This is a genomic window from Frigidibacter albus (assembly GCF_009908165.1).
GTDB classification, from domain to species: Bacteria; Pseudomonadota; Alphaproteobacteria; order Rhodobacterales; family Rhodobacteraceae; genus Frigidibacter; species Frigidibacter albus.
The window spans coordinates 129,552-156,147 of the sequence record NZ_JAAAUC010000001.1; the positions used below are offsets into that span (position 1 = coordinate 129,552).

Consider the following 26,596-nt stretch of genomic DNA (forward strand, 5'->3'; position numbering starts at 1 on the left):
TTGTGCAACCGCCCAAAGTTTCGTCGCATTCTCTCTTGAAGGCCGACTGTCGATTGTCGAGCCTTGACCGTAACGTGCCCTACAGAAGCCGGCCCCTGCAAGCCACATTCGAAGGACGCATCATGGCGCAAACGCTCGTCAACGATCCGGGGCCGGAAATCGCCGCCCTCATCCAGCCGGTCGAGGCCCGCCTCATCGATCCGCCGCGATATCCACGCCCATCCCGAGACCAGCTTCGAGACGTCAGCACCGCCGCCAGCGTCGTGCGCGCTGGAAGCCCTCGGCCTGTCGCCGAAAGCCGGCGTCGGCCGGACCGGCGTCGCGGCCGAGATCAGGGGCGGCGCGCCCGGGCCGTGCCTGATCCTGCGCGCCGACATGGACGCGCTGCCGATCCACGAGATGACGGGCCTCCCCTTCGCCTCGGCCATCCCCGGCAAGATGCATGCCTGCGGCCATGACCTGCACACCGCAGCGTTGAACGAGCTGGCCCCGCGGCTGCGCGGCACCGTGCGCCTTGTGTTCCAGCCCGCTGAGGAGACGCCAGAAAGCGCCGCCGCCGCGATGGTCGCCGATGGCGCGGCCGACGGGGCCGACATGGCGATTGCCTTCCACAACCGCCCGGAACTGCCGGCGGGACAGGTTTCGCTGAACCGCGGCGCCAGCACTGCCTCCAGCGACGAATTCCGCGTGGTGATGCACGGCAAGTCCGGCCATGCCGCGCGCCCCATGCCGCCGCCGATCCCATCGTTGCCGCGGCCTTTGTCATCGCGCAGCTGCAGACCGTGATATCGCGCGAGATGGACCCGGCGATGTCGGCGGTGCTGACCGTTGGCCATATCACCGGCGGGGCCACGCAAAACATCATCCCCGACAGCTGCATGTTCGAGGGCACCGTGCGCGCCCGCACGCCCGCATCGCGCGACCGGGCCGAGGCATCGCTGCGCCGGATCTGCGAGGGCGTGGCCCTGGCACAGAACCTGCGCGCCGAGGTCGAGTCTATCCGCGGCGCGCCGATGGTGCTGAACGATGACCGGCTGGTCGACCTGGCCGCCAATGTGCTGGCCGCGCAATTCGGCACCGCGCCCGAGGTGCAGCAGGGCACCAGCTTCGGGGCCGAGGACTTTTCGTTCTTCTCGGAGCGGATGCCGTCGATCCAGATCCATGTCGGCTCTGGCCAGCCGGGCCGCGATGACCGCGTCCACAACTCCGATTACCAGCCGGATGAGGCCTGCATCGCGCAAAGCGCGGTGGCGCTGACCCGCATGGCCGTCGAACTCCTGTCCTGACCATCCTGATCCAGAGGCTAGTCCCACGACCATCACCAGAAGAACCTTCGTCTCGACCCTCGCCGCCGGAACCGGCCTGCTGGCCGCGCCCGGCCTGCTGCGCGCGCAGGCCCGCACCATCCGCTTCGCCACCGAAGGCGCGTTCCCTCCGCTCAACCAGACCGCCCCTCGGGCGCGATCACCGGGTTCGAGCCGGATCTGGTGCAGGCTCTGTCCGAACGCCAGGGTTTCGCATTCGAATTGATCGCACAGGCCTGGGACGGCATGATCCAGGGCCCGATCGACGGCAAGTATGACGCCGTGGTCGATGCCATTTCCGTCACCCCGGCGCGGCAGGAGCTGATCGGCTTCTCGCTGAACTACACCACCGGCGGTTCGGCCTTCGTGACGGTAAATGAAACCGGCCTGACCCTGCCCGAGAGACCGGGTCCCGGTGGACCTTGCGGATGAGGCCGGGGTGAAACCCGCCATCGACGCCATCGACGCCATCGCCGCAGCGCTGAAGGGCAAGACCGTCGCGGTGCAGGTCTCGACCATCCAGTCGGGCTTCCTTGACACCTATCTCGTGCCGAAGGGTGTGACGCTGCGCGCCCATCAGACCGGGCCCGAGGCCTATCAGGACCTGCTCAACGGGCGGGCGGATGCGGTCATGGCCTCGGTCACCAACCTGTCGGCCTTCCTCAAGAAGAACGAGGGCAAAGTTGCCATCAGCAGCCCGACCTTCGGTGCCTGGGCCCGGATCGCGGGCAGCCGCTGGGTTCGTCGGCTGGCCACGGGCTATACGTCGTGCTGCGCGGGGTGCCGGATCTTCTGGTCATCTGCCTGTTCTGCTTCGGCGGGCGTCAGGTGGTGGCGGCCGTCGGCACCGCGCTTGGGTTTGAGGGCCCTCCGAAATCCTGCGTGGGGGCCTGCGCGCCGTGCCGCAGGGCGCGGTCGAGGCGGGGCGCGTGTCGGGCATGGGCCGGTTCATGGTCATGCGCCGGATCCTGCTGCCGCTGGCGATCCGCCAGGCGCTGCCCGCCTACAGCCACGAGGTCATCTCGATGCTCAAGGCCACGGCGCTGGTCAGCACCATCACGCTGCTGGATGTCACCGGCCTCGCGCGCGCCGAGGTGTCGGCCACCTACCGTGCAGTCGAGATCTTCCTGTGTGCCGCCGTCATCTACCTTGCCCTGTCGCTGCTGGTGACCCGGGGCGCGGGCTGGCTGGAACGGCGCCTGTCTCCCTACAAGTTTGGAACCCCCGCATGACCGCGCCCGCCCTCTCTGTCACCGGCCTCCACAAGAGCTTTGGCGCGAATGCCGTGCTGCGCGGCATCGACCTTCAGGCGCAGGATGGCGAGGTGATCTCGCTGATCGGCGCCTCGGGGTCGGGAAATTCAACCTTCCTGCGCTGCATTCCGATGCTGGAGGTGCCTGATAGTGGCCGCGTCGCGGTCGGCGAGCAAGTGATCGAGCCGCAGAACGGCATCCTGTCGCGGCGCGACAAGGTGACGGCCCGCACCATCCGCAGCGAGCTGGGGTTCGTCTTCCAAAGCTTCAACTTGTGGCCCCATCGCACCGTGCTGGAGAAAGTCATCGAGGCGCCGATCCATCTGCAGGGCCGCCCCCCGCGCCCTGCTGTTCGACGAGCCGACAAGCGCGCTGGACCCTGAATTGGTGGGCGAGGTGCTGAAGATCATCCGCAGCCTGGCCGAGGAAGGGCGCACCATGCTGATCCTCACGCATGAGATGGGCTTTGCGCGCGAGGTCTCAACGCGTACGGTCTTCTTGCATCAGGGGCGGATCGAGGAAGATGGTCACCCGGATCAGGTGTTCGGCAACCCGGTTTCCGACCGCTGCCGCGCCTTCGTGTCGGGGCATTTTCAAAGGAACAGGTGATGCGCCAGAAGCTGGAACGAAAGAGCCTTCAGGATGACGCGACGGACTGGCTGCGCCGCGCGATCATCCTGGGCGAGTTCGCTCCGGGCTCTGTCCTGACAGAAACCGCGTTGAGCGAGGCCATCGGCGTCGGCCGCGGCACCGTGCGCGCCGCGCTGTTCATGGCCGAGGGCGAAGAGCTGGTGATGCGCACGCCCTATTCCAGCTGGCGCGTCGCGCCGCTGGATGCGCAGAGCATCTGGGAAATCTACACGTTGCGCGCCGCTTTCGAAGGCCTCGCGGCCCGCATCCTGGCAGACCGGCGCGAAAGCTGCGGCACCCATCTGGTCGATGCTGCCTTCGACGCGCTTCGCCGGGCCGATGGCGACGATACCGATGCGCGCGTCGCGGCCGATCTCGGGTTTCACGCCAGTTTCGTAAACCAGACCGGCCACGGCCATCTGATCCGTCGGCACCGTTCCCTGGCCGGCAAGGTCGAGTGGCTCTATCGGTGGTCGGAACGGCACTGGCCGCGGCGCAGCCCGCTGGTGGCCGAGCATGAAGATCTGTACCGCGCGCTGACCACAGCCGGGCCGGACGCGGCGGAGCGCGCCGTGCGCGCCCATATCGACCATTCGATCCGCCTCGACATCGCCGGGACAGAGGAGCTTGCGCAGCGTCAGGCCCTGCGCCTGCGCCCCGCCTAGCTGGACGGCAGGTTGGTCGGGAACACGATCTGCATCGGCAGCAGCGATGGCAGCGTTGGCGCGTGCAGCTGGTCCAGCATCACCTCCAGCAGGGTCTGGGTCCGCTGGGTGAAGACCGCCATCATCGTGCCGTCCTGCAGCAGCTGCCGCGTGCCGGGGCCAAGGCCGTGGCCGATCAGCCGGACCTGGCCCGCGCGGCCGGTGCGCTGCAGTGCCATGCCGATGCCTTCAGACGAGCCACCCACATTGTAGATGCCGAGCAGGTCTGGACAGGTCTCCAGCAGCGCCAGCGTCAGCCGCATGTTGGTAGCCGGATCGTCCTGCCCCTCGATGGTGGCGGGCACCGCAAGATGCGGGTGGCTGCGCTGGATCAATTCCTGAAAGCCCAGTTCCCGTTCGACATGGGCGCGGTAGTGGCGCGTCGCGGCGATGATTGCCAGTGTGCCCTGCCCCGGCGGGGCGGTCTGCGCCAGCAGGTAGGCGGCGGTGCGGCCCGCCGCCAGATTGTCGATGCCGATATAGGCCTGGCGCCGCGAGCCGGTGATATCGCTGATCAGCGTCAGAACCAGCTTGCCGCTGTCCGTCAACTCGTCGACCGCGTCGCGCACATCGGGATGATCGACGCCGAAGAAGGCCAGCGCGTCGGACCGGCGGCCAAGGCGGCGCAGACTGCGCGCCATCGCATCCGGGTTCAGCGAGTCTGTCAGATAGCTGTGGATGCGCGCGCCCCGGTCGCGCACCTGCGCCCAGGCCCGCAGTTCGGCATTCATGCTGCGGATGAAGGGGTTGGCACTGGCAGGCAGCACCACCGCCAGCCGCAGCCGCTCGGGCCGGGTCAGCCGCGCCAGATCCTCGTCCGACAGATAGCGGCACTCGGCCGTGGCCTTCAGTACCCGGTCGACGGTTGCAGGGCGCACGTTCGGGCGGCCATGCAGCACGCGGTCCACCGTTGCTTCGGACACGCCCGCCAGCTGTGCAATCTCTCGTATGCCTGCCCGTTTCGCCACGATCCATCAAAACCCGTCAAAAACCCTCGATTGACCCGATAGGGCCATGTTCTAAGGTGTCCGTCAATGACGCGGGGAGGGAGCCTCGCATCAGCTTTTTGCAGATGGGAGGATGACCATGACCAATTCTGTTGCACTGTCACGCCGGGGCCTGCTGCTGGCCGGGGGCGCCGCCCTGCTGGCAACGCCGTTCCTGGGCAAGGGCGCCCGCGCCGCCACGACCATGCGCTATGGCCACATGCACACGCCGGCCTCGATTGCGGGCGCGCAGGCCGAATGGTTCGCCGCCGCGGTGAAAGAGAAGACCGGGGGCGAGATCGACATCCAGATCTTCCCGAACTCGCAGCTTGGCAAGTTGCAGGAACTGGCCGAAGCGGTTTCCACCGGCTCCATCGCCTTCTCGCACAATACCGCGGGCGCGGTCGGCTCGCTCTACGCCCCCTTCGCGGCCTTCGACACGCCCTACCTCTACCGCGACATCCCGCATCTGATGAACGTGATGGATGCGGCCAGCCCGGTGATGGAAGAGCTGAATGCGGGCCTGATCGACGCCTCGGGCACCCGGGCGCTTTATGCCTTCTACTTCGGCACCCGCAACCTGACGCTGGATCGTGCCGCGATGACCCCGGCCGATCTGGCAGGGGTCAAGATCCGCTCGATCCCGTTCCCGATCTACATGGCGACGGTCGAGGGGCTTGGCGGCGTGCCGGTGCCGGTGGACTGGTCCGAGGTGCCGACGGCGCTGGCGACTGGGGTGGTCAACGGGCAGGAAAACCCGATGAACGTGCTGGTCTCGGCTAAGCTTTATGAGGTGCAAAGCCACCTCATGCTGACCGGGCATATCACCGCCGCGCAGGTGGTGATGATGAATGATGACGTGTGGAACGGCCTGTCCGATGCCCACAAGGAGGCGGTCGCCGCCGCCGCGTCGGAAACCCGCACCCGCGCCTCGGATGAGATGCTGGCGGCCGAGGCGACCGATCTGGAGGCGCTGCGCGGCCACGGCATGACCGTGCTGGACGAAGCCGCGGGCCTCGACCTTGCTGCATTCAAGGACAGCGTGAAGGCCCGCGTCTCCGCGGAGTTCGACGCCGAGTGGGGCGATCTCTACGCCAAGATCGCGGCCGTCGCCTGACCATGACCGAGATGGCCTCCCATCACATCACAGCGCCCGCCCCCCCGCGGGCGCTGGACCTGATCACCCGCGGCCTGTTCACGCTGGCAACCGGGCTGCTGCTGCTGATCATCGCGCTGATCGTGGCGCAGGTTCTGGCGCGCAACCTGTGGAACACCGGCCTGCCGCGGGCCGAGGAAATCTCGCGCCTTGCCGGGGTGCTGGCGGTCTATTGCACCGCGCCGCTGCTGGCGCTGCACGGCCAGCATGTGGCGGTGGACGTGTTCACCAACCTTATGCCCCGCACGCCGCGCCTTGCCTGTTTCGTGCTGGCAGAACTTTCCATGCTGGCCTTCGCCGCGCTGACGATCTGGGGCGGCTGGCTGTATCTGGACCGGGCGTGGAAGTTCCGCACCCCCGCGCTCGGGATGCAGAACATCTGGCTGTTCGGGCCGGTGCTGCTGTGCATCGCCCTGCTGATCGTGATCGCGCTGTGGCGCATCCTTGCCGTGCTGCGTGCCGAGAGGGCCCCAAGATGACCCTGACCCTTCTGCTGGCCTTCGCGATGCTGCTGGTGATCGGCGCGCCGATCGCGGTGGCGCTTGGCCTCTCGTCGGCCGTCACCATCGTCATGCACGGCCTGCCCGCCTCCGTGCTGCTGCAGCGCGCCGTAAACTCCATCGACTCCTCGCCGCTGCTGGCGGTGCCGATGTTCATCATGGCCGCGGCGCTGCTGAGTGCGACCGGGGTCACCACCTACATGTTCGATCTGGTGCGAATGATCGTCGGGCGCCTGCGCGGCGGCATGGCGCATGTGAACGTGCTGCTGTCGCTGGTCTTTGCCGGCATGTCGGGCGCGGCGCTGGCCGATATCGGCGCGCTTGGCGGGATGCAGGTGCGCGAGATGGAAAAGCAGGGCTACACCCGCCGCTTTGCTGCCGGGCTGACCATCGCCTCGGCCACCATCGGGCCGATCTTTCCGCCCTCGATCCCGCTGATCATCTTTGCCACCGCCGCCGAGGTCTCGCCGGTCAAGCTGCTGCTGGCGGGGATCGTGCCTGCGCTGCTGCTGGCGGGGATGCTGATGGGGTACATCGCCCTCATCGCCCGCCGCCAGAACCTGCCGCGTGACCCGATCTCGCCGACGCTGCCGGCCTTCCTGCGCCTGTCGCTGATCTCGGCTCCTGCGCTGATGACGCCGGTGCTGCTGATCGGCGGGCTGCTGTCGGGCTATTTCGGCCCGACCGAGGCGGCGGGGATCACCGTCGCCTATGCCATCGTGATCGGCCTGCTGGTCTACCGCACGCTGACGCTGCGCAAGCTGATCGCCTCGGCCCGTGAAACCGTGCTGGCGACGGCGAATATCCTGTTCGTGGTGGCGGCGGCGGCGCTGTTCGCCTGGGTGCTGACCATGGATCAGGTGCCCGCCCGCGCCGGCGAATGGTTGCTGGGAATCTCCGACAACCCGCTGGTGCTGCTGCTGATCCTGAACGTCGTGCTGCTGGTGGCGGGGATGTTCCTCGAATCCATCGCCGCCATCCTGATCATCGCCCCCATCGTCACCCCGGCGCTGATCGCCGCCGGGGCCCCGCCGGAACAGATCGGCGTCGTCATGGTGCTGAACCTGATGATCGGGCTGCTGACCCCACCGGTGGGCATGAGCCTCTACATGATGTCGATCACGGTGAAGATCCCCTTTGCCGAGGTCGTGCGCGGGGTCGCCCCGTTCTTCGCCCCCCTCTTCCTGGCCCTCGCGCTGGTGACCCTGTTCCCCGGTCTCACCGCCTGGCTGCCCACCTATCTGATGGAGTGACCCCATGAGCCGTTTCCTAGGCCCGATCCGCCAGCTTGGCTTCGTCGTCCCCGATATCGAGGCCGCGATGCGGCACTGGACCGACGTGATGGGCGTCGGCCCGTTCTACTACAACCCGCAGGTGCCGATCGAGGAGTACACCTTCGACGGCCAGCGGTATGAGCCGCACAACTCCGTCGCGCTGGCCAATGCCGGGTATATCCAGGTGGAGCTGATCCAGTGCCGCAACGCGGTGCCGTCGTGCTACAAGGAGTTCACCGATGCGGGGCATAGCGGCCTGCAGCACACCGCCTACTGGACCGAGGAGTATGACCGCGATCTGGGGATCATGGCGGATCAGGGCTTCAGGGTGCGGATGTCGGGCACCGTCGGCCAGAACGGCCGCTTCGCCTATTTCGACCGCGAGGATCATCCCGGCACCTGCATCGAGCTGTCCGAGGTGAAGGGGCCCAAGGGCCGGATGTTCGACCTGATCCGCGCAGCCTCCGAAGGCTGGGACGGCACCGACCCGGTGCGCCCGTTCCCGGATCTGGCGACGATCTGATGATCCGCGCAGCCTATCTGGTGGAAACGCCCTGCCCGATTGCCGATGTCGCGGCGATGATGGCGGGCGAGCAAAGCGCCGGCACCTTCATGCGGGTCGAAGGCGAGACCGACGCGCTGCGCGCCCGCTTTGGCGCAACCGTGGTGTCCACCGCAGAGGTTGGCCGCTCGGAAACCCCCTCGCTGCGCTCCGCCTGGGCGGAACGCAAGGGGCTGACCGGGCCGCGCGGCATCTACCGGGTGGTGATCGACTACCCCGAGGACAATGTGGGGGTGAACCTGCCCACGCTCGCCTCGGTCGTGGCGGGCAACCTTTATGACCTTGGCGAGGTGACGGGGCTGAAGCTGCTGGATGTGTCGGTGACGCCCGAATATCGCGCCCGCTATGACCTTCCGGCGATGGGCATTTCCGGCACCCGCGCCTCGGCTGGCGTGCAGGGCCGCCCGATGTTCGGCACGATCATCAAGCCGAACATTGGCCTTGCCCCGGACCAGATCGCCGACCTCGTGCAGCGGCTCTGCGAGGCCGGGACCGATTTCGTCAAGGATGACGAGATTGCGGGCACCCACCCCCATGCGCCCGTGCAGGACCGCATCCGTGCGGTAATGGACCGGGTGCGCCGCCACCGCGACCGCAGCGGCAAGCTGGTGATGGTCGCCTTCAACATCACCGACGAGACGGACGCGATGCGCCGCCATGCCGACCTGCTGGCGGCCGAGGAAGGCACCTGCGCGATGGTCTCGCTGAACTGGGTCGGCCTGTCGGCGGTGCAGACGCTGCGGCGGCACTCGGGCCTCGCGATCCACGGCCACCGCAACGGCTTTGGCGGTATGGGGCGGCATCCGCTGTTGGGGATGGGCGTGCGCGCCTATCAGGTGCTGTATCGGCTGGCGGGGATCGACCACATGCATGTGCATGGCATGGGCGGCAAGTTCTCCGACCTCGACGAGGATGTGACCGAAGCCGCGCTGCACTGCCTGCAGCCGATGGGAGAGGGGGACGACCGGGTGATGCCGATCTTCTCCTCGGGCCAATGGGCGGGGACGCTGCCGCACACGCTGGCGCAGATCGGATCGGACGACCTGATGTTCCTGTCGGGCGGCGGGATCATGGCGCATCCGGGTGGGCCGGCGGCGGGGCTGGTGTCGCTGCGGCAGGCGCATGAGGCTGTGGTCGCGGGGGTGTCCTTGGCGGATCACGCCCGCGCGCATCCCGAGCTGGCGCAGGCGCTGGCCACCTTTGGGCCGAAAGGCTGAGGGATGGGCTACGTCTTCGTCGCCGACGATTTCACCGGCGCGTCGGACACGCTGGCGACGCTGGCGCGGGGGGGCCTGCGCGCCCGGTTGTTCCGCGACATGCCAAGCGCGGAGGATCTGGCGGGGATCGACGCATGGGGAGTTGCCACCCACGCCCGATCCTTGGGGCGCGATGACATGGCCGCGCTGGCGGACCGCATCGGCCGGGGGCTCGCGGCTTTCGGCCCGGACTTCGTGCATGTGAAGATCTGCTCCACCTTCGACAGCAGCGCCGGGATCGGCAATGTGGCGCTGCTGGCGCAGGGGCTGGCGGGGGCGCTTGGCATTGCCGATATCGCAGTGCTGGCCGGGCAGCCCTCGCTGGGGCGCTATGCCGTGTTCGGCACCCTGTTCGCGCGCGGGCCCGATGGGCGGGTCCACCGCATCGACCGGCATCCGGTGATGGCGGTGCATCCCGTCACCCCGATGCACGAAGCCGATCTGGCGCGGCATCTGGCGGCGCTTGGGCTGCACGGGCTGCACCTTGTCGGGCGCGGGCAGGCGGGGGGCGCGTTCCCGCGGCTCTATGATCTGCTCGATCAGGGCGATGTGGCCAGCGCTGGCGCCGACCTTGCCGCCACCGCCCGCCCGCTCGTGGTGATGGGCGCCTCCTCGGTCGCCGAGGCCTGGCTGGCCACGCAGCCCACACGCCTGCAATCGCCGATGCCGTCGCCCGCCATCACCGGCCCGATCTTCGCCTTTGCCGGCTCTCGTTCCTCCCTGACCACCGCGCAGGTCGGCGCGGCCGAGGGGCTGGCGCGCCTGCCGATCTCGCCCGGCGCGATGATGGAGGGCGGGGCGAACCGGCGGGCCGCGCGGGACTGGGCGCTGGAACGGCTGGCGCGCGGGCAGGATTGCCTGATCTATCTGACCAGCGACGACCAGCGTGCCATCACCCCCGCCGATCTGGCACAGAAGACGGCAGCGTTCGTGGGGGGCCTTTACGCTTCGGCCAGCCTTGGCGGGCTCATCGTCGCGGGCGGCGATACCTCCAGCGCCATCGTCGGCGTGCTGGCCCCGGCCTGGCTCGACTATGCCGGCGAGCTTTGCCCCGGCGTGCCGATCCTGCAGGCGCAGGTGCAGGGCGCCCCGCTGCTGATGGCGCTGAAGGGCGGGCAGATGGGCGGCGCAGACTTCTTCCCCCGCGCCGTGGCGGCCCTGCGGGGCGCCTGAGCCCTCGGCCCTGAACGAAAGCGTCGAAAGCCGCGCACTCAGCCAGTTGACCGTTATGATCTGGTCTTGCGCTTCAGGGCGCCGTGCACCGATGTGAAGAGCCCCATGCGGCAGTCGAAGAGCAAATCCCGCCGCAATGCGACGTCCCCGGACATGAAGTTGAGGCAAATCGCAGCATGACGGATCGAACTGCCAAGACTTTATAGCCTAGCCAAGAGGCGGCATCCTGTCCCGAACCTCCGCCTCGATCTGCGACAGGCGCAAAGCACCGAACTGCCCGAGGATCGAGGTTGTGGCAGTTTGTATCGTGTCCTCGATCGTGGCATTCACGGATTGCTCGACCAGGCAGGGTGGCTTCGGGTTCGAGAAACCGAACGCGAAAAGGTCGGGAGAGCCGAGCGAGCGGTAGACATCAAGAACCGTGATCTCGTCTGTGCGCCTGATGATACGCCAGCCGCCGCCATGGCCGCGCTCGGCCTCGACATAGCCGCCGTCGCGGAGCCCCGCCATGATCCGCCGAACCACCACCGCGTTGGAGCCCAGCATTACCGCGATCTGCTGCGAGGTCATCGGCGCATCGGTCTGCGCCATGTGCAGCAGCACATGCAGCAGGCGGGAGAGGCGGGTGTCCTGGCGCATTCGGGCTCCTCGGGTCGTGTAACTTTACCTATTACATGACCTGTGCGTGCCGTGCTATCAAGATACTCATGAAGTTACATGATTCGGCAGATATGGTTGCCCCCGCCCCGCTACCCGTCGCGCGCGGCTTCTCGGCCTTGCTGATCGGCATGGCTTTGAGTGTCGCCGATGTGTCGATGATGGCCATCGCCATGCCGGGGATCGGCAGCGACCTCGGGCTGGGGACCGGAATGCTGGCCCTGATCGCGGGCGCCTATCCGCTGCTTGTTGCCATGCTTCTGCTTCCGGCGGGCCGCGCCGGAGATCGCTTCGGGCGGCGGCGGGTGTTTCTGGTGGGCGGAGCGCTGTTTGTCCTGGGCGCGCTTGTTGCGGCGGTTGCGACCGGTCCGTCTGTCCTTGCGGGCGCGCGGATGCTGCAGGGGATCGGTGGGGCTGCGCTCGCGCCTCAAGCGCTGGCGCTGATCCCGCGTCTTTTCGCGCCCGCAGCCCAATCCGGCGCCTTCGCGCGCCTTGCCATGACCGCATCTTTCGCCTCGGTCTGCGGACCGCTGGTGGCGGGGATGCTGCTGGTAGCGGCGCCCGGCTGGATCGGCTGGCGCGCGATCTTCCTGGTCGAAGCGGGGCTTGCGCTGGCCGTCATGCTGCTGGCTGCGCGGCAGTTGGACCATGACGATCAAGTCGCCGGCGGTGGCGGCCGCCCGGCCGAGATCGCCAGTTTTGCCGCGATCATCCTCTGCCTCGTCGCGCCGCTCTATGTCGGGCCAGCCTTCGGATGGCCGGCGCCGGTCTTTCTGATGGCCGCCGCCGCACTGCCCTGCGCGGCCCTGTTCGCCCGCCTCACGGCGCGGGCCGGACCGGCAGCCTTGATCCCGCCCGGTCTGTTCCAGGTGCCCAGCTTCCGCCGGTGCCTCGCGTTCCTCTTTCTGGCCGTGTCGGCGCCGCCGGGCTTCTTCGTTGTCCTGTCGCTGGTCCTGCAAGGCGAACGGGGACTGAGCCCGCTTCAGACCGGACTGGTGACGGCAGGTTTTCCCGCCGGTGTCGTGGTCGGGTCCTGGATCGCCGGGCGCCTTCCGCTGCACGCAATGGCCCGGGTGGCGCTTGGGGTCGGCCTGCTCTGCGCCAGCTTCGTGCTGATCCGTGCCATCCTTCCGCAGTTGACGGCACAAAGCCTCTGGCCGCTGCGCCTCGGCATGTTGGCCGCCGGGCTGTCGATGGGGCTGACGGTCACATCCGTGATGCAGCTTGGCATGTCGGGCCTGCCCAAGACCCTGGCCGGAGCGGGGGCCGGCGCCATCCAGACGATGCAGCAGGTCTGCATGGCCGCCTCGATTGCGCTGAGCTTCGCGGTCTACGGCCATGCGCTGGCAACGCGGCCGGGGCTCGAGGCCGGGTCGATGATGCTGTGGCTGCAGATCACCTCGACCGGCGGGGCGGCGCTGCTGGCTGTCGTGCTGCTGCGCGGGCGGCTTTTATACTACCGAAAGGATACAGCATGACGACCGATCATCTTCAGAATCCCGAAGCGTTCTGGGAAGAGTTCTACCTGACCAAACGCACCTCATCGAGCGGCCGCGCGACCGCCGCCCTTCAGCGGATCGCGGGCGCCTTGACGCCGGGCCTATCGCTGGATCTGGGTGCCTCGCACGGCGATGACGTGATCTGGCTCGCCCAGCAGGGTTGGCAAGCGCGGGGGTGCGACATCTCCGAGGTCGCCATCGAGCGGGCCCGCACGCGCGCGGCGGAGCTTGGGCTTGCACAGCGGGCGCAGTTCGAGCGGTGCGACCTGTCGGTCTCCCTGCCGGGGGGCGCCTTCGACTTGATCACCGCGCTCTACCTGCAATCGCCCGTGGTCCTGGCGCGCGCGGCGATCCTCGCATCGCGGCGCGGCGCCTTCGGCCCGGTGGCCATCTTCTGGTCCTGTCCCATGCCGCCGCGCCCCCCTTGTCGCCGCAAGCCACCTCGTCGACCATCTTCCCGACCGTGGCCGAGGAACTGGACGCTCTAGGCGCGCCGTCAGCTGCGCTGGAGGTGATCGAAGCGCAGGTCGTCACGCGTGCAGGGCGCAGCCCGGACGGGGCAGAGGCGATGCTTGAGGACAACCTCGTGCTTGTCCGGAGCAACAGGGCGTAGTCGGGCCGCCCTGCCCACGCCAGGGCTGACCGCGCGAACCCGAGACCAGCAAGATCAAGTTCACCGACGAAGAGATCGACGTGGACCAGACTGTCCTCGCCGATCCAATCCTCCAGCCGGTCCGGGGCTGAGGCAAGGCTCAAGGGGTGGGCGGGGCGGATCGCAGGTGCCCAGATACCGCGCCACCCCGGGAGGTCTGGCAATCTGGCCAGAGTTGACTCGGCCCCGGCCTTGCGGCACACCAAGGCAGTCAGCCGCGTTCGGACGCAGGGCCAGCCAACCCCGAACACCCGCCCGCCAAGGGCCGCTCTGGACGCCCTGATGACCTTCCGCCCGCAGATGACCAGTTTTACCCAAGGCATCCGCCCACTCGGACCGCTGCGTTGGCGGGCCTGGGACGGGATTGTCGCCGATCTGTGGCACGTCGAGGGGCAGGAAGGGGGAGGCGGGCATTACCTGTCGCCCGATCCGCGGCTGGTGGTCTTCCTAGATGACGGCGCAGCGGCCGTCGATCTGTCAGAGCGCGCCGATTTCGAAGGGGCCCGGGCCGAGGTCTCGGTGCTCTATGTCCCGGCCGGGCGCCCGCTGTGGTCGCGGATTACGCGCGCGAGCGGCTTTTCCCATCTCGACCTGCATTTCGACGCGGGAGGGTTGGACCGCCGCCTCGCCGGGGTGCCAGGACTGGATCTGGCCCGCCCCGTGCTGATGCAGGGGCAGCCGCGGCTGCGGGCGCTGGCGGGGATGCTGGCAGCGGAATGCGCCACTCCGGCGCGGCACAGCCTGATGCTGGACGGGCTGACCCAGGCGCTGCTGGCCGAGGTCTTTGCGCTGCCGCCCGAGGAGGCGCAGGCCGAGGCCCGCGGCGGCCTGACCCCGCATCAACTGCGCAGCGTGACGGCGCATATGCGCGCCCGGCTGGACCGGCGCGTTGCCATTGCCGAACTGGCGGCCGTGGTCGGCCTGTCGGAAAGCTGGTTTGCCCATGCCTTCAAGCACAGCACCGGCCAGACCCCGCATCGCTGGCAGATGCAGATGCGGATCGCGCGGGCACGGGCGCTGCTGGAGGACCGGGGGCTGAGCCTTGCCGCCGTGGCCGATGCCACCGGCTTTGCCGATCAGGCGCATCTGACCCGCGCCTTCCGCAGCCTGACCGGCACCACCCCCGCCGCCTGGCGCCGCAACGGGCCGTCCCGTCCAGCCATCCCGGTCGCCGCTTTGCAGCAGAAATGACAAGCCGCAGCAGAAAGCGACAAGACCGCGCCTGCTTCCCTAGTTAAACAGTCGGGATTGATGGGCCCGCCCCCGTGGCCCCGCTTGCAGGATAGATCGATGACGCGCGCCCCTTTCCTCGCGCGGCTTCTGGGCCAGACCGCCCTTGCCGCGCTTCCCGCCCTTGCCCCCTTCGCCGCCTTTGCGCAGCAGGCCATCGCCCTGGACCCGATCGTGGTCGAGGGCACCGGGGACGAGACCGGCACCGGCCCGGTCGACGGCAAGGCCAATCCCGGCACGCAAGCCGGGTCCAAGACCGCGACCCCGGTGTCCGAGATCCCGCAATCCGTGTCGGTGATCGGCGCCGAGACTCTGAAGGCGCGCAACCTGTCCAAGATCGACGAGGCGCTTGGCTATACCGCCGGCGTGATCGGCGCGCCCTATGGCTATGACAGCGATACCAACTGGCACTTCATCCGCGGCTTTTCCTCCACCTCGACCGGCGTCTTCCAGGACGGGCTGGCGCATTACGCCTATGGCTTTGGCGGCTTCTACATCGACCCCTATGCCATCGAGCGGATCGAGGTGCTGAAAGGCGCCGCCTCGGTGCTTTACGGTGGGGCCAATCCGGGGGGGCTGGTCAACTATGTCTCCAAGGTGCCGACCGGCACGGCCGAAGGCAGTGCCGAGCTTGGCCTCGACGAAAACGGCCGGGTCTGGGCCGGCATCGACAGCAATGCCGTCACCGAAGGTGGCCTCGCCTACCGGCTGACCGGCAAGGTCGAGCGCACCGACGGCAACGGCGCCTTTGACGATGGCTTCCGCGGTATCCTCGCGCCCTCGCTGTCCTTCACCACCGAGGCAGGGACCGAGGTCACGCTGCTGGCAAGCTATACCCATATCGACGAGGACCATGCCGGCGGCGCCTGGCTGCCCTATACCGGCACCGTGGTCAGCGGCGATTTCGGTCGCATCGACCGCGATTTCAACACCGGCGAGCCGGGGCTGGACTGGTACGAGCGCGAGCAGTTCCTGGCGACGGGCATCTTCCGCCATGACTTCGGCAATGGCTGGGCGCTGACCAACACCACCCGCGCCGGCTGGTCCGACATCGACGAAAGCGCTCCCTATGGCAACGGGCTGAATGACGCGACGGACAGCGTCTATCGCCTGAACTTCGCGCACCAGACCGAAACCCGCACCGTGCTGTCCGACACCCGGCTGGAAACCACCCTGCAGACCGGCGCGCTGGAGCATCGGCTGATGGCGGGGCTGGACCTGAAATGGTTCGAGATGAGCCAGGTGCAGGCCTTCAACTTTGCCAGCGACCTGTCGCTGACCGATCCGGTCTATGGCACCCCGCAGGCCCCGCTGCTGGCACCCTACAATGACAGCACCGTCACCCAGCAACAGGCCGGCGTCTATGTGCAGGACCAGATCCGCTGGGGCAATGGCTGGATCGGCACCCTGAACGGCCGCTATGACGTGGTGACAACCGAGTCCGAGGGCCTGCCGGAGTTCGACCGCACCGACCGCGAAACGTCCTGGCGGCTGGGTCTCGCGCGCCAGTTCGAGAACGGCCTGACCCCCTATGCCTCCTACGCCACCTATTTCAACCCGCAGATCGGCACGCTCAGCACCGGCGCCCCGCAAGAGGCAGAGACGGGCGCGCAATACGAGATCGGCGTGAAATGGGCGCCCACCGGCCGCAACCTGCTGGTGACGCTCGCCGCCTTCGATCTGACCCGCGAGAATGTGGTGCAGTCCAACGCCCTGTTCGTGACCGAGCAGCTTGGCACCGTGCGCTCGCGCGGGGTCGAGCTGGAAGCGGTGGGCGAGGTCGCCCCGGGCCTGACCCTGACCGCCGCCTATACCGACATGGATGTGAAGGTGGAAAAGGGCAACGATCCCACCACCGAGGGCAAGACCCCCTATTCCACCATCGAGCGGTTTGCCTCGCTGGGGCTGGCCTATGACCTGCCGCAGGTGCCGGGGCTGACGGTTTCGGGCGGCGCGCGCTACCTCGGCTCCAGCTGGGCCGACAACGCCAACACGCTCAAGGTGCCGTCGGCCACGCTCTACGATGCGGGGGTCAGCTATGACTTTGCCGAGGGGTGGAACGCCAACCTCGCCGTCAGCAACCTGACGGACGAAACCTACGTCGCCTCCTGCCCAGGCGCGTCCGCCTGCTTCTACGGCGACGGGCGCAAGGCCAGCCTTGTCTTGCGCAAGTCCTGGTGATCGGGCAGTCATGATGCGCCGGGGGTGGGCGCAGGCCCGCCCCAAACCATAGGCGGGTGGGCACATGCCCGCCCCCGTTTCCGTTTCCCCACGCGAGTTTCCCGATGCTGCGCCAGTTCTTCGCCTATTACCGCCCATGGCTCGGCCTGTTCTGGCTCGACTTCGGCTGCGCCGTGCTCTCGGGCCTGCTGGAGCTGGCCTTTCCATTGGCCATCGCCGGGTTCATCGACGTCCTGCTGCCGCGTGGCGACTGGGGGCTGACCCTGCTGGCGGGGGCGGGGTTGATGCTGGTCTATCTGGTCAATACCGGGTTGATGGCGGTGGTGATCTACTGGGGCCACAAGCTGGGCATCAACATCGAGACGGAACTGCGCCGCCGCGCCTTCGAACACCTTCAGCGGCTCAGTTGGCGTTATTACGACAAGGTCCGCACCGGCAAGCTGGTCGCCCGCGTCACCCGCGATCTCGAGGAAATCGGCGAGGTCGCCCATCACGGCCCCGAGGATGTGTTCATCGCCATCATGACCTTCGTGGGCGCCTTCCTGTTGATGCTGACCATCAACGTCCAGCTGGCGCTGCTGACCGCGGTGATCGTGCCCGCCACCGTCGCCATCGTCACCGTCTATGGCGGCAAAATGACCGCGACCTGGCGGGCGATCTATGCCCGCGTCGCCGATTTCAACGTGCGGCTGGAAGAGAATGTGGGCGGGATGCGCGTCGTGCAGGCCTTCGCCAATGAAGAGCATGAAAAGGCCCTCTTCGCCGTCGACAATGGCCGCTACCGCGACACCAAGCTGGCCGCCTACCGGGTGATGGCGGCCTCCTCCTCGCTCAACTACATGGGGATGCGGGCGGTGCAGGTGGTGGTGATGGTCGCGGGCGCCTCGGCGGTGCTGGCGGGTGAGCTGACCACCGGCGGCTTTGTCGGCTTCCTGCTGCTGGTCGGCGTGTTCTTCCGCCCGCTCGACAAGATCGCCGCGGTGATCGAGACCTACCCGCGTGGCATCGCCGGGTTCCGCCGCTATCTGGAGCTGCTGGCGACAGAGCCCGAGATCGCCGATGCCCCGGGCGCCCGCCCGGCGCCGCCGCTGACCGGCGCGATCCGGTTCGAGGGCGTCGGCTTCGGGTATGACGCCGAGCGCCCGGTGCTGGACGGCATCGAGATCACCGTCCGCCCCGGAGAGACGCTGGCCTTCGTCGGCCCCTCGGGCGCGGGCAAGACCACGCTGCTGGCGCTGGTGCCGCGCTTCTACGACCCGGACTGCGGCCGCATCACCATCGACGGCATTCCGCTGGCCGACATGACGCTTCCCAGCCTGCGCAGCCAGATCGGCATCGTCGGCCAGGACGTGTTCCTGTTCGGCGGCACCCTGCGCGAGAACATCGCCTATGGCCGCCTCGGCGCGTCCGAGGCAGACATCCTGCGCGCCGCCGCACAGGCGCAACTGGCCCCGATGATCGCGGCGCTGCCACTTGGCCTGGGCACCGTGGTGGGCGAGCGCGGGGTGATGCTGTCCGGCGGCCAGAAACAGCGCGTCGCCATCGCCCGCGCCTTCCTCAAGAACCCGCCGATCCTGATTCTGGACGAGGCGACCTCGGCCCTCGACACCGAGACGGAACGCGAGATCCAGTCCGCCCTCGACGCCCTCGCCGTGGGCCGCACCACCCTGATCATCGCCCACCGTCTGGCCACGATCCGCCATGCCGACCGCATCGTGGTGATGGAGGAAGGCCGGATCGTCGAAACCGGCACCCATGCCGAACTGGCGTCAAGTGGCGGGCGCTATGCGCGGCTGAACGCGGCGTAGGGAGGGCGCCCCCGGAAGGCGCGCGCCCTTCCGTGATCCGCCGCCCCCGACACGGCGGCCCTTGCCAATCCGCGTTTCCCGGCTACCACCCGCCCCGCTGGCCGAGGCATGTCACCGCCGCGCTCATAACGCGCAACCGTCTGGACGTTCAGGTGCGGGATCGGCCAGCACCATCCCCAGGCACGCAACCGCCTTTCCATTCTTGCTGGCGAAAATATCCCGGGGGTCCGGGGGCAGCGCCCCCGGCGGCCGGCCAAAGGCGCAGCCCTTCAGACCTCCCCCTCCGCCGCCCAATACCCCGCCGCCATCATCTCGCTCTTCCCCAGCCCCCGAGCCCGCAACACCTTGCGCGCCGCCTCCGCCAGCCGCTTCTCGGCGGCGAACCACACGAACCGGTCCACCGCCGGCACCTCCACCGCCTCCAGCGCCGGCACCAGCGCGCAACGCCCCTCGACCCGGTGCAATGCCATCCCGTCCGGGCGCGGCAGGTCCGGCAGGTCCTCAGCTGCTACCGCCACATGCGCGCTGCCCTGCACGCCCGCAGGCAGCAGCGACAGGATCCGCGCAATCGCCGGCAGCGCCGTCTCATCCCCGATCAGCGTGACATGCCCCGCCGCCGGCACCCAGCCGCCGCCCGGGCCCATCACCCCGACCTCGGCCCCGGCCTGCACCCCCGCGCTCCACTCGGTCGCGCCGCCGCCCTCATGCACGAAGATGTCGAACTCGATCCAGCCGGCCGCCCCGTCCAGCGCCCGCACGGTATAGACCGGCCGGTGCAGCGCCGCCGCGCCCTCGGGCCAGCGGGTGCGGCCCTTGGCGTCGATCCGCGGCCATTCGGGCGGCTGCCCGGCGGGCGGCAGCAGCAACCGGAAATGCAGCCCCTGCGCGCCGAACCGCGCCGCCTCGGGCCCGGCCAGCCGCACCCGCCGGAACCCGGGCGAGACCTGCCGCACCGACACCACCCGCATCAGCGCCAGCCCCGGCGCCAGCGCGCCTTCGTCCACCCGGTCCCAGACCGGAGCACAGCCGGCGGCTTCGAACACCGATCCAAGGGCGTCCTGAAGCACGAACAGGATCCGCATGTCGGGCGCAAAGACCGCCAGTGCGGGGGCGCCGCCGGTCAGCGCCAGTCGTACCTCGCCGCCCCAGATCTCGACCGCGAGCCCGCCCGGCACCTCGCGGCAGGGGGCGTCATAGGGGGCGGCGGCCGCGCGCAAGGCGGCCAGCGCCGCCTCGGGCGCAAGGCCGGGCAGGGTGGCGGCCAGATGCTCGGTCATGCCGGCACCACCAGCGGCGTTCCGGTCACCGGATCTGCGATCACCAGCGCCCTGAGCCCGAAGGCGTCCTCCAGCGCCCCCGGCGTCAGCACCTCCTCTGGCGTCCCCTCGGCCAGCACCCGCCCCGCCGCCATCAGCACCAGATGATCGGCAAAGCGCGCGGCAAGGCTCAGGTCATGCAGCACGGTCACGATGCTGCGGCCCTGCTCGCGGTTCAGCCGGCGCAGCAGCGCCAGCACCTCGATCTGGTGCGGCAGGTCGAGCCAGGTCGTCGGCTCGTCGAGCAGCAGATGCTCGGTCTGCTGCGCCAGGGCCAGCGCGATCCAGACCCGCTGGCGCTGCCCGCCCGACAGGTCCGCCACCGGCCGCGCCGCCAGATCGGTCAGCCCGGTGGCCGCCAGCGCAGCCGCGCGCGCCGCCTCATCCGCCGCGCTCCACCCGGCCAGCAGGCCGCGCCAGGGCGCCCGTCCCCGGGCGACCAGATCGCCGACGGTGATCCCCTCGGGCGCAATCGGCGCCTGCGGCAGCAAGCCGAGCCGCCGCGCCACTGCCCGGGTGGGCAGCGCGTGGATGTCCTCCCCGTCCAGCGTCACCCGCCCCGCCTGCGGCCGGATCAGCCGCGCCAGCGCCTTGAGCAGCGTGGACTTGCCGCAGCCATTGGGCCCGAGGATCGCGGTGACGCGCCCCGCGGGCAGCGCCAGCGTCAACCCCTCCACCACGATCCGCCGGTCATAAGCCAGCGTCAGGTTCTCTGCGCGAAGTCCCGTCACAGTCCGCCCCTCTCCATCTCTCGTGTCAGCAGCCACAGCAGGCAGGGCGCGCCGAGGATCCCGGTCATCACCCCCAGCGGCAGCTGCACCCCCGGCACCGCCGCCCGCGCCGCCAGATCGGCCAGCACTGCGATGGTCGCCCCGGTCAGCGCCGCCCCGGCCAGCACTGCGCCCGGCCCGGCCGTGCCCGCCCGCCGCAGCGCGCCGCGGGCCAGCGGCCCGGCCATCAGCGCGATGAATGGCACCGGCCCCGCCACCGCAACCGCCGCCGCCGCCAGCGCCACGCCAAGCGCGGCCAGCCCGGCGCGGGCCCGCTGCACCCGCAGCCCCAGCCCGGCCGCCAGATCGTCGCCCATCTCCAGCAGCGCCAGCGCCGGCACCAGCGCCGCCGTCAGCAGCGCCAGCGGCAGCGCCGTCAGCGCGATCTGCCCGGCATGGCCCCAGGTCCGCGCCGCCAGCGATCCGCTCAGCCAGCGCTGCGCCTCCATCGCTTCGGGGCCGGGCAGTCGGGTCATCGCAAAGCCGGTCAGCGCGGTCAGGGTAAAGCCCGCGCCGATCCCGACCAGCACCAGCCGCAGCGGCACCAGCCCCTCGCGCGTCAGCGCCAGCAGCGCCACGGCCACCGCCGCCCCCGCGCCGCCCGCTGCCGCGCCAAGCGTCACCGACAGCCCGGCGCCGGCGCCGAACCCCGCCACCGCCAGCGCGCCAAGCCCGGCACCGGCAGTGAAGCCCATCACATCGGGCGCGGCCAGCGGGTTGCGCAGCACCGACTGGAAGATCGCGCCCGACATCCCAAGCGCCGCCCCCGCCAGCGCCCCGGTCGCCACCCGCGGCCCCCGCAGCACCCGCAGGGTGAAGCCGCCCGGCCCCTCGCCAGTCAGCAGCCCCCGCCACAGGTCGGCAGGCCCCAGCAGCACCTCGCCCACCGCCAGCCCCAGCAGGCAGGCCAGCAGCAGTGCGGCGGCGAGGAGGGACAGCCCGCGGCTCATGCCGGTGCCCCCAGCCGCATCCGGCGGGCGACGAGGATGAACACCGGACCGCCAAGCAGCGCCGTCATCACCCCCACCCGCACCTCGCCCGGCGGCAGCGCCACGCGCCCGGCGACATCGGCCAGCAGTAGCACCAGCGGGCCGATCAGCCCCGCGGCCAGCAGCATCGGGCGAACTCCCGGCCCGACCAGCGCCCGGGCCAGATGCGGCGCCATCAGCCCCAGAAACGCCACCGGCCCGGCCAGCGACACTGCCGCCCCGCACAGGGCGGTCACCGCCGCCAGCGTGCCCGCGCGCACCCAGCCCGTGCGTGCGCCGAGGCTGCGCGCCGCCTCCTCGCCCAAGGCCAACGCATCCAGCGCCGCGCCAAGCGCCAGCGCCAGCAGGCCGCCGGCCAGCGCGACCATCGCCATCATCGCCAAGGGGCGCGAACCGGCATCCGCCAGCGAGCCCACGACCCAGAACCGCCAGACCTCCAGCGCCTCGGTCCGCACAAGCACCAGCGCGCCGACCAGCGACATCAGCAGCGCAGTCAGTGCCGCCCCCGCCAGCGTCAGCCGCACCGGCCCCGCGCCGCCGCGCCCGGCGCCGCCAAGCACGAACACCGCCGCCGCCGCCAGGGCCGCCCCCGGAAACGCCAGCGCCGACAGCGCCGCGCTGTCATTCACCCCGAACAGGAAGGCCCCCAGCACCACCGCGAAACTGGCCCCGGCATTCACCCCCAGCAGCCCCGGCTCGGCCAGAGGGTTGCGCGTCACCGCCTGCATCAGCACCCCCGCCATCCCGAGCGCCGCGCCCGCGACAAGCCCGGCCGCCAGCCGCGGCAGCCGCAACTGCCGCAGCACCACATGCGCCGGATCGGCGGCATCGGGCTGGACCAGCGCCGCCCAGGCCTGCGCGGGCGCCAGCGGCCGGGTGCCGACCATCAGCGCCAGCAGGGCTGCACCCGCGAGCGCTGCGGCTAGCGCGGCGAGGGTGAGGGCGGTGCGTGCGTGGAGGCCGGTCACGGTGCGGCGGTCCCGGCCCTTCGGCGGGCCGCGCCGCAGACGAGATCGGTTGCCGCGGCCATTCCCGGGCTCACGGCGCGAGGCCCGCGGCGACGGCCGAAGGCACCGGCGTTGCCGTATCGCCATCGGCGGCGGCGGCCAGTTCCGGCTCCAGCCGGTCCAGCGCATAGGGCAGGCTCGACAGGCTGGCATGGCTCATCGCGGCGGCGAGCAGCGGGTCTGCCCAGATCTCGCGGCCCTCGGCATGGGCGCGCAGGGTACGGCGCAGGGGCAGGGCGGCCAGAGCCGAAGCATCGCCGCTGTCCCCCATCCAGACCAGCACCCCCGCCTCCAGCGGCGCCAGATCCTCGGGCGAGAGCGGGGCGAAGAAGCGGTCCGGGCTGGCCAGTGCGGCAATCGGCGGCGGCGGGGCAAAGCCCAGGTCGATCAGCAGATTGGCCCGCGTATCGCCCGGCAGGAACGCCCCGGGCTCGCCAGCCCACAGATAGGCGGCCACCCCGGTCTGCCCCTGCCAGCCGGGATGCGCGGCCCGCATCGCCGCCATCCGGGCCCGGATCGCGGCGACGGCCGCCTCGGCTTCGGCCAGTCGCCCGGTGGCGCGGCCAAGGGTCAGGGCATGAACGTCCCACGGGGTGTTGTAGCCGCCATACGCCGCTTCCGAAGCGACGGTGGGCGCGATCTGCGACAGCACCGCGTATTCCTCGGCGTTGATGCCGGACCCGACGGCAAGGATCAGATCGGGCTGCAGCGCCGCCACTGCCTCCATCGACACCTCGCCGCGCAGCACCATCGGCCGCGCCTCTCCCAGATCCGCCTCGGCCCAGGGCCACACGCCATGCAGCGTGTCGCCGAACCAGTGCCGGATCGCCACGGGCACCACCCCGATCGCCAGCAGGTTGTCATGGCCGATATAGCCAAGCGACACCACGCGTTCGGGTGGCGCGGCCACGACGGTCTCGCCGTACATATGGGTGAAGGTCTGCGGAAAAGGCTGCGCGTCGGCAGCAATCGGCGCCAGCGTCAGCAACATGAGCAGGCGCAGGAACGGCATGAGGGGCGGGCAGGCGGACATCGGGCTCTCCGTCACGGGAAAGCGCGCTGGCATTGGGCTTGCACGCGGGGGCTGGGTCCTTCTTCCGCCCCCCGGCCGTGCTGTCAAGGGCGACTTCAGGCTGCAGGCTGCGCCGGAGATCGCCAGGCTGCGCCATGAGAAGCATGGGATGTCCTCAGGCGCAGTGCGCGGTTCGGGCCCTCAAGGTTCTCATCTCCTTCGCAGCCCGGAAAGGTCCGATGGCAACTCCAGCTTCAAACGGTCCAGCAGGTCCGGGTCCGCACTCCCTTGGCTTGGCCGGCTGACCACCAAGCCGGCCGCGGTTTCCACATCGCCCCGTTGCGCCCAGCCTCCGAACGCATATGATGCGCGTGCCTGGCTTGAGCCCCCTACGCCAAAGCGGCACATCACCTGTGAAAATCGGAGACTGATCGTGCAACACTCGCTCGCGCAATTTCCTTGTGCCGACGCCCCCGCTCTGGTCGCGTTCTGGCGCGAGGAGTTCATGGAACATGGGGTGCCGCCGATCGAGCCCGAGCCCGGCGTGGTGGCGGCCGACGCCGGATTTGCCCGCGTCACCGTGCGAACACTGCCCGGCCTGGGCGAGATCGAGATCGCCTGCGATGATCCTGGGCTCATGGTCGACCTTCGCATCGGCATCGACCAGCATATGGCAGAGTTCGCCCCGGACCTGCCACCGCTCGCCTGGTCCGGCGCGGACGCGGCCGGGACCCTGCCACCGTCCTTCGCCGCCGCTCGCGTCGCGGGGTGTGAGCCGTTGGGGATATCGTGGCTGCGGATGACGCTTGCGGCAGAGCCCGCGGCGCTCCGGCGCTTTGCCGTGCCACATTGGCACTTCCGCCTGCTGCGGCCCATGGCGGCAGGGCGGGTGCCGATCTGGCCAAGGCTGAACCCGCGCGGCACGCTCGACTGGCCGGCGGGAGAGGATACCCTCCTCGACCGCGCCTACACGGTGCGCGACCTGGACATCGAGGGCGGAACCCTGGCCTTCGACATCTTCCGCCATGAGGGTGGGCACACCTGCACCTGGGCCGAGGCGGCCCCGGCGGGTGAGGCGGTGGGCCTGATCGGCCCGGGTGGCAAGACCGGCCCGGAGGTCGGCGCAAACGGTGGCTGGCTGCTGTCGGGCGGGGATGAAACCTCTGCTCCCGTGATCCTGCGCGCCTTGTCTGTGCTGCCCGCTGGCACCCGGGGCCAGGTGGTGCTGCTTGTCGCAGATGCCGCGGACCGGCAGCCGGTGCCGACGGATGGCCCTGCCGTCACCTGGCTCTATCGCAGCGAAGGTGCAACGGAGGCCGATCTGGTAGACGCCGTTGCCTCGGTGCCGGTGCCGGCGGGCAATGACACCTGGCTATGGTTCGCGGCGTCGCAAGAGGCGGCCCGGAAGATCCGTCGCCACGGGCGCGACGTCCTTTCTGTGTCGCGGGACCGGCTGACGTCGGTGGCCTATTGGCAAGGATGAAGAGTTGCCGCCGGTGCGCGCCACGAACCGGCATTGACGCCCCCCGTGTTTCAGCGGCTGACTGAGCCCCTAGCGGCGGTGAGGCCTTTCCCCGCTGCGACACCAGCCACCGGCGCGGTCCGTCCGCCGGCCAGCCAGCAGATCAATGACAGACCCGCGGCGGAGCCCGGCCATGAATCATGAGCATGAGTTTGTCGGACAGACGAACGGCATCACCCTGACGGCGCCGGTACGGTGGCAGCGGTTGGACGGGGCCGTGGGCGTCTTCTGGCAGGCAGAGGGAGCAAGGGGCGCGCGCGGCTACTATCTGTCGAACCACCCGCGGATATCGGTCTTCTTCAACGACATGTCCGGCGTCCGCGTCTCGAATGACGCCGTGCCAGAGGACACACACCTGCTTGCGTCGGATCGCACCGCCGAGGGGAGGGGCCTGCTTCCGGTGGCTCAGGGGGCTGCCGGACATGGAAGGCCGATGGCGCGCGTGCTGTTCGTGCCGGCCGGACTGCCGATGTGGACGCTGTTCACCTCGGGCCATGCCTTTTCGCATCTGGATATCCACCTGCACCCCTCGCGCCTTGTGAAGATGCTCTCGCCTGCCTTGGGCAAGCCCGGCGCGATCAGGGTTCTGGGCCGTCCGGTAGAGTGCGAGGGAAACCAGGCCATCGACGCGCTGGCAACGCTTCTGACAGATGAAATCCGGACGCGGGCCCGCCATGCGCTCTTCGCCGAAAGCCTCGTGGACAGCCTCGTGGCCGGGCTGCTGGATATTGGGGTGGGTGCGCGAGTGGGCGAGCCGGATCGGGCAGAGCCCCGCCTGACCCGGGGCCAGATGCGCAAGCTTGTCACCTGCTTCAGGGCGCGGGGTGGGCGCCGCCTGACCATCGCCGAGATGTCGGCGGAGGTGGGCCTGTCGGAAAGCTGGTTCTCGCACCTGTTCAAGAACACCACCGGCACCACCCCGCTGCAATGGCAACTGCGCCAGCGGGTCGAGCTTGCGCAGGACCTGCTGGGCAGCAGCGGCCTCAGCCTGGCCGAGATCGCGGGCCGGCTGGGCTTCACCGATCAGGCGCACCTGACGAAGGTGTTCCGCCGGGTGACGGGCGAGACGCCTGCCGCCTGGCGGCGCACGCATCCGGCCGGGGCGCCCGCCGCATCGGACCCGCCGCAGCGCAAGGCCTGACGAGCCAGGCCTTG

Annotated in this window: 25 protein-coding genes and 1 pseudogene; 19 read left to right on the plus strand and 7 right to left on the minus strand. The window is 69.7% G+C overall.

Annotation, left to right across the window (positions count from 1 at the left end):
- Window positions 1-63: 63 nt before the first annotated feature.
- The 6 genes and pseudogenes from GVY41_RS20160 to GVY41_RS00600 all read left to right on the plus strand — a co-directional run bounded on the left by GVY41_RS20160 (window position 64) and on the right by GVY41_RS00600 (window position 3,852).
- Window positions 64-786, plus strand: a complete 723-nt coding sequence (locus GVY41_RS20160; protein WP_202456057.1) for a M20 metallopeptidase family protein — start codon at window positions 64-66, stop codon at window positions 784-786.
- A complete protein-coding gene (locus GVY41_RS20165) occupies window positions 744-1,286 on the plus strand; it encodes a M20/M25/M40 family metallo-hydrolase (RefSeq protein ID WP_229725916.1) in 543 nt (180 codons plus the stop codon). The genes GVY41_RS20160 and GVY41_RS20165 overlap by 43 nt, the downstream gene beginning before the upstream one ends.
- A 177-nt stretch (window positions 1,287-1,463) precedes the next feature.
- Window positions 1,464-1,736, plus strand: a complete 273-nt coding sequence (locus tag GVY41_RS20455) for a transporter substrate-binding domain-containing protein (RefSeq protein WP_268234488.1) — start codon at window positions 1,464-1,466, stop codon at window positions 1,734-1,736.
- A 467-nt stretch (window positions 1,737-2,203) separates the two neighbouring features.
- Window positions 2,204-2,536, plus strand: coding sequence for an ABC transporter permease subunit (locus GVY41_RS00590; protein ID WP_229725915.1), 333 nt, complete (start codon window positions 2,204-2,206; stop codon window positions 2,534-2,536).
- A pseudogene (locus GVY41_RS00595) lies at window positions 2,533-3,166 on the plus strand (ATP-binding cassette domain-containing protein). The gene GVY41_RS00590 and the pseudogene GVY41_RS00595 overlap by 4 nt, the downstream one beginning before the upstream one ends.
- On the plus strand, window positions 3,166-3,852 hold the full coding sequence (locus GVY41_RS00600; protein ID WP_161342350.1) for a GntR family transcriptional regulator: 687 nt from the start codon (window positions 3,166-3,168) through the stop codon (window positions 3,850-3,852). Before GVY41_RS00595 ends, GVY41_RS00600 begins: the two are co-directional and overlap by 1 nt.
- On the opposite strand, the gene GVY41_RS00605 is transcribed toward GVY41_RS00600, so the two are convergent.
- Window positions 3,849-4,859 (minus strand): LacI family DNA-binding transcriptional regulator, encoded by a 1,011-nt coding sequence (locus tag GVY41_RS00605; protein WP_161342351.1) that lies wholly within the window; start codon window positions 4,857-4,859, stop codon window positions 3,849-3,851. The genes GVY41_RS00600 and GVY41_RS00605 overlap by 4 nt on opposite strands.
- A gap of 118 nt (window positions 4,860-4,977) precedes the next feature.
- Here GVY41_RS00605 and GVY41_RS00610 point away from each other — a divergent pair, with 118 nt between their 5' ends.
- The 6 genes from GVY41_RS00610 to GVY41_RS00635 are packed head-to-tail and all read left to right on the plus strand — an operon-like array spanning window position 4,978 to window position 10,798.
- Window positions 4,978-5,994 carry a TRAP transporter substrate-binding protein gene (locus GVY41_RS00610; RefSeq protein ID WP_161342353.1) on the plus strand — a complete coding sequence of 339 codons (1,017 nt, stop codon included), beginning with the start codon at window positions 4,978-4,980 and terminating at the stop codon, window positions 5,992-5,994.
- Between the two features lie 2 nt (window positions 5,995-5,996).
- On the plus strand, window positions 5,997-6,512 hold the full coding sequence (locus GVY41_RS00615) for a TRAP transporter small permease (protein WP_161342355.1): 516 nt from the start codon (window positions 5,997-5,999) through the stop codon (window positions 6,510-6,512).
- A complete protein-coding gene (locus tag GVY41_RS00620; RefSeq protein ID WP_161342357.1) occupies window positions 6,509-7,786 on the plus strand; it encodes a TRAP transporter large permease in 1,278 nt (425 codons plus the stop codon). The genes GVY41_RS00615 and GVY41_RS00620 overlap by 4 nt, the downstream gene beginning before the upstream one ends.
- Window positions 7,787-7,790: 4 nt before the next feature.
- Window positions 7,791-8,330: a VOC family protein gene (locus GVY41_RS00625; protein WP_161342359.1), complete on the plus strand. Its 540-nt coding sequence runs from the start codon at window positions 7,791-7,793 to the stop codon at window positions 8,328-8,330.
- Complete coding sequence (locus GVY41_RS00630) at window positions 8,330-9,586, plus strand: RuBisCO large subunit C-terminal-like domain-containing protein (protein ID WP_161342362.1); 1,257 nt, start codon at window positions 8,330-8,332, stop codon at window positions 9,584-9,586. Before GVY41_RS00625 ends, GVY41_RS00630 begins: the two co-directional genes overlap by 1 nt.
- A gap of 3 nt (window positions 9,587-9,589) precedes the next feature.
- On the plus strand, window positions 9,590-10,798 hold the full coding sequence (locus tag GVY41_RS00635; protein ID WP_161342364.1) for a four-carbon acid sugar kinase family protein: 1,209 nt from the start codon (window positions 9,590-9,592) through the stop codon (window positions 10,796-10,798).
- Between the two features lie 207 nt (window positions 10,799-11,005).
- Here the strand turns inward: GVY41_RS00635 and GVY41_RS00640 are convergent, their stop codons facing one another.
- Complete coding sequence (locus GVY41_RS00640; protein ID WP_161342365.1) at window positions 11,006-11,437, minus strand: RrF2 family transcriptional regulator; 432 nt, start codon at window positions 11,435-11,437, stop codon at window positions 11,006-11,008.
- A 92-nt stretch (window positions 11,438-11,529) separates the two neighbouring features.
- Between GVY41_RS00640 and GVY41_RS00645 the strand changes: the two genes are divergently transcribed.
- The 5 genes from GVY41_RS00645 (at window position 11,530) to GVY41_RS00665 (ending at window position 18,825) form a co-directional block, all read left to right on the plus strand.
- A complete protein-coding gene (locus GVY41_RS00645; protein WP_229725899.1) occupies window positions 11,530-12,933 on the plus strand; it encodes an MFS transporter in 1,404 nt (467 codons plus the stop codon).
- Window positions 12,930-13,442 carry a class I SAM-dependent methyltransferase gene (locus GVY41_RS00650; RefSeq protein WP_229725898.1) on the plus strand — a complete coding sequence of 171 codons (513 nt, stop codon included), beginning with the start codon at window positions 12,930-12,932 and terminating at the stop codon, window positions 13,440-13,442. Before GVY41_RS00645 ends, GVY41_RS00650 begins: the two co-directional genes overlap by 4 nt.
- A gap of 446 nt (window positions 13,443-13,888) precedes the next feature.
- On the plus strand, window positions 13,889-14,797 hold the full coding sequence (locus GVY41_RS00655; RefSeq protein ID WP_161342368.1) for an AraC family transcriptional regulator: 909 nt from the start codon (window positions 13,889-13,891) through the stop codon (window positions 14,795-14,797).
- Between the two features lie 99 nt (window positions 14,798-14,896).
- On the plus strand, window positions 14,897-17,017 hold the full coding sequence (locus GVY41_RS00660; RefSeq protein WP_161342370.1) for a TonB-dependent siderophore receptor: 2,121 nt from the start codon (window positions 14,897-14,899) through the stop codon (window positions 17,015-17,017).
- A 104-nt stretch (window positions 17,018-17,121) separates the two neighbouring features.
- Window positions 17,122-18,825 (plus strand): ABC transporter ATP-binding protein, encoded by a 1,704-nt coding sequence (locus tag GVY41_RS00665; protein WP_161342372.1) that lies wholly within the window; start codon window positions 17,122-17,124, stop codon window positions 18,823-18,825.
- A 269-nt stretch (window positions 18,826-19,094) separates the two neighbouring features.
- Here GVY41_RS00665 and GVY41_RS00670 read toward each other — a convergent pair whose 3' ends face one another.
- The 5 genes from GVY41_RS00670 to GVY41_RS00690 form a co-directional block, all read right to left on the minus strand.
- Window positions 19,095-20,102: a siderophore-interacting protein gene (locus GVY41_RS00670; RefSeq protein ID WP_161342374.1), complete on the minus strand. Its 1,008-nt coding sequence runs from the start codon at window positions 20,100-20,102 to the stop codon at window positions 19,095-19,097.
- Window positions 20,099-20,872 carry an ABC transporter ATP-binding protein gene (locus tag GVY41_RS00675; RefSeq protein ID WP_161342376.1) on the minus strand — a complete coding sequence of 258 codons (774 nt, stop codon included), beginning with the start codon at window positions 20,870-20,872 and terminating at the stop codon, window positions 20,099-20,101. The genes GVY41_RS00670 and GVY41_RS00675 overlap by 4 nt, the downstream gene beginning before the upstream one ends.
- A complete protein-coding gene (locus GVY41_RS00680) occupies window positions 20,869-21,861 on the minus strand; it encodes a FecCD family ABC transporter permease (protein WP_161342378.1) in 993 nt (330 codons plus the stop codon). The genes GVY41_RS00675 and GVY41_RS00680 overlap by 4 nt, the downstream gene beginning before the upstream one ends.
- Window positions 21,858-22,868, minus strand: a complete 1,011-nt coding sequence (locus GVY41_RS00685; protein ID WP_202456058.1) for a FecCD family ABC transporter permease — start codon at window positions 22,866-22,868, stop codon at window positions 21,858-21,860. The genes GVY41_RS00680 and GVY41_RS00685 overlap by 4 nt, the downstream gene beginning before the upstream one ends.
- A 70-nt stretch (window positions 22,869-22,938) precedes the next feature.
- Entirely contained in the window at window positions 22,939-23,940 is a 1,002-nt protein-coding gene (locus tag GVY41_RS00690) for an ABC transporter substrate-binding protein (RefSeq protein ID WP_229725897.1), read from the minus strand.
- Between the two features lie 412 nt (window positions 23,941-24,352).
- Between GVY41_RS00690 and GVY41_RS00695 the strand changes: the two genes are divergently transcribed.
- Together GVY41_RS00695 and GVY41_RS00700 are read left to right on the plus strand one after the other, a co-directional pair.
- Window positions 24,353-25,402 (plus strand): siderophore-interacting protein, encoded by a 1,050-nt coding sequence (locus GVY41_RS00695; protein ID WP_161342382.1) that lies wholly within the window; start codon window positions 24,353-24,355, stop codon window positions 25,400-25,402.
- A 172-nt stretch (window positions 25,403-25,574) separates the two neighbouring features.
- Window positions 25,575-26,582: a helix-turn-helix domain-containing protein gene (locus GVY41_RS00700; protein ID WP_161342384.1), complete on the plus strand. Its 1,008-nt coding sequence runs from the start codon at window positions 25,575-25,577 to the stop codon at window positions 26,580-26,582.
- The last annotated feature ends 14 nt before the right edge of the window (window positions 26,583-26,596 follow it).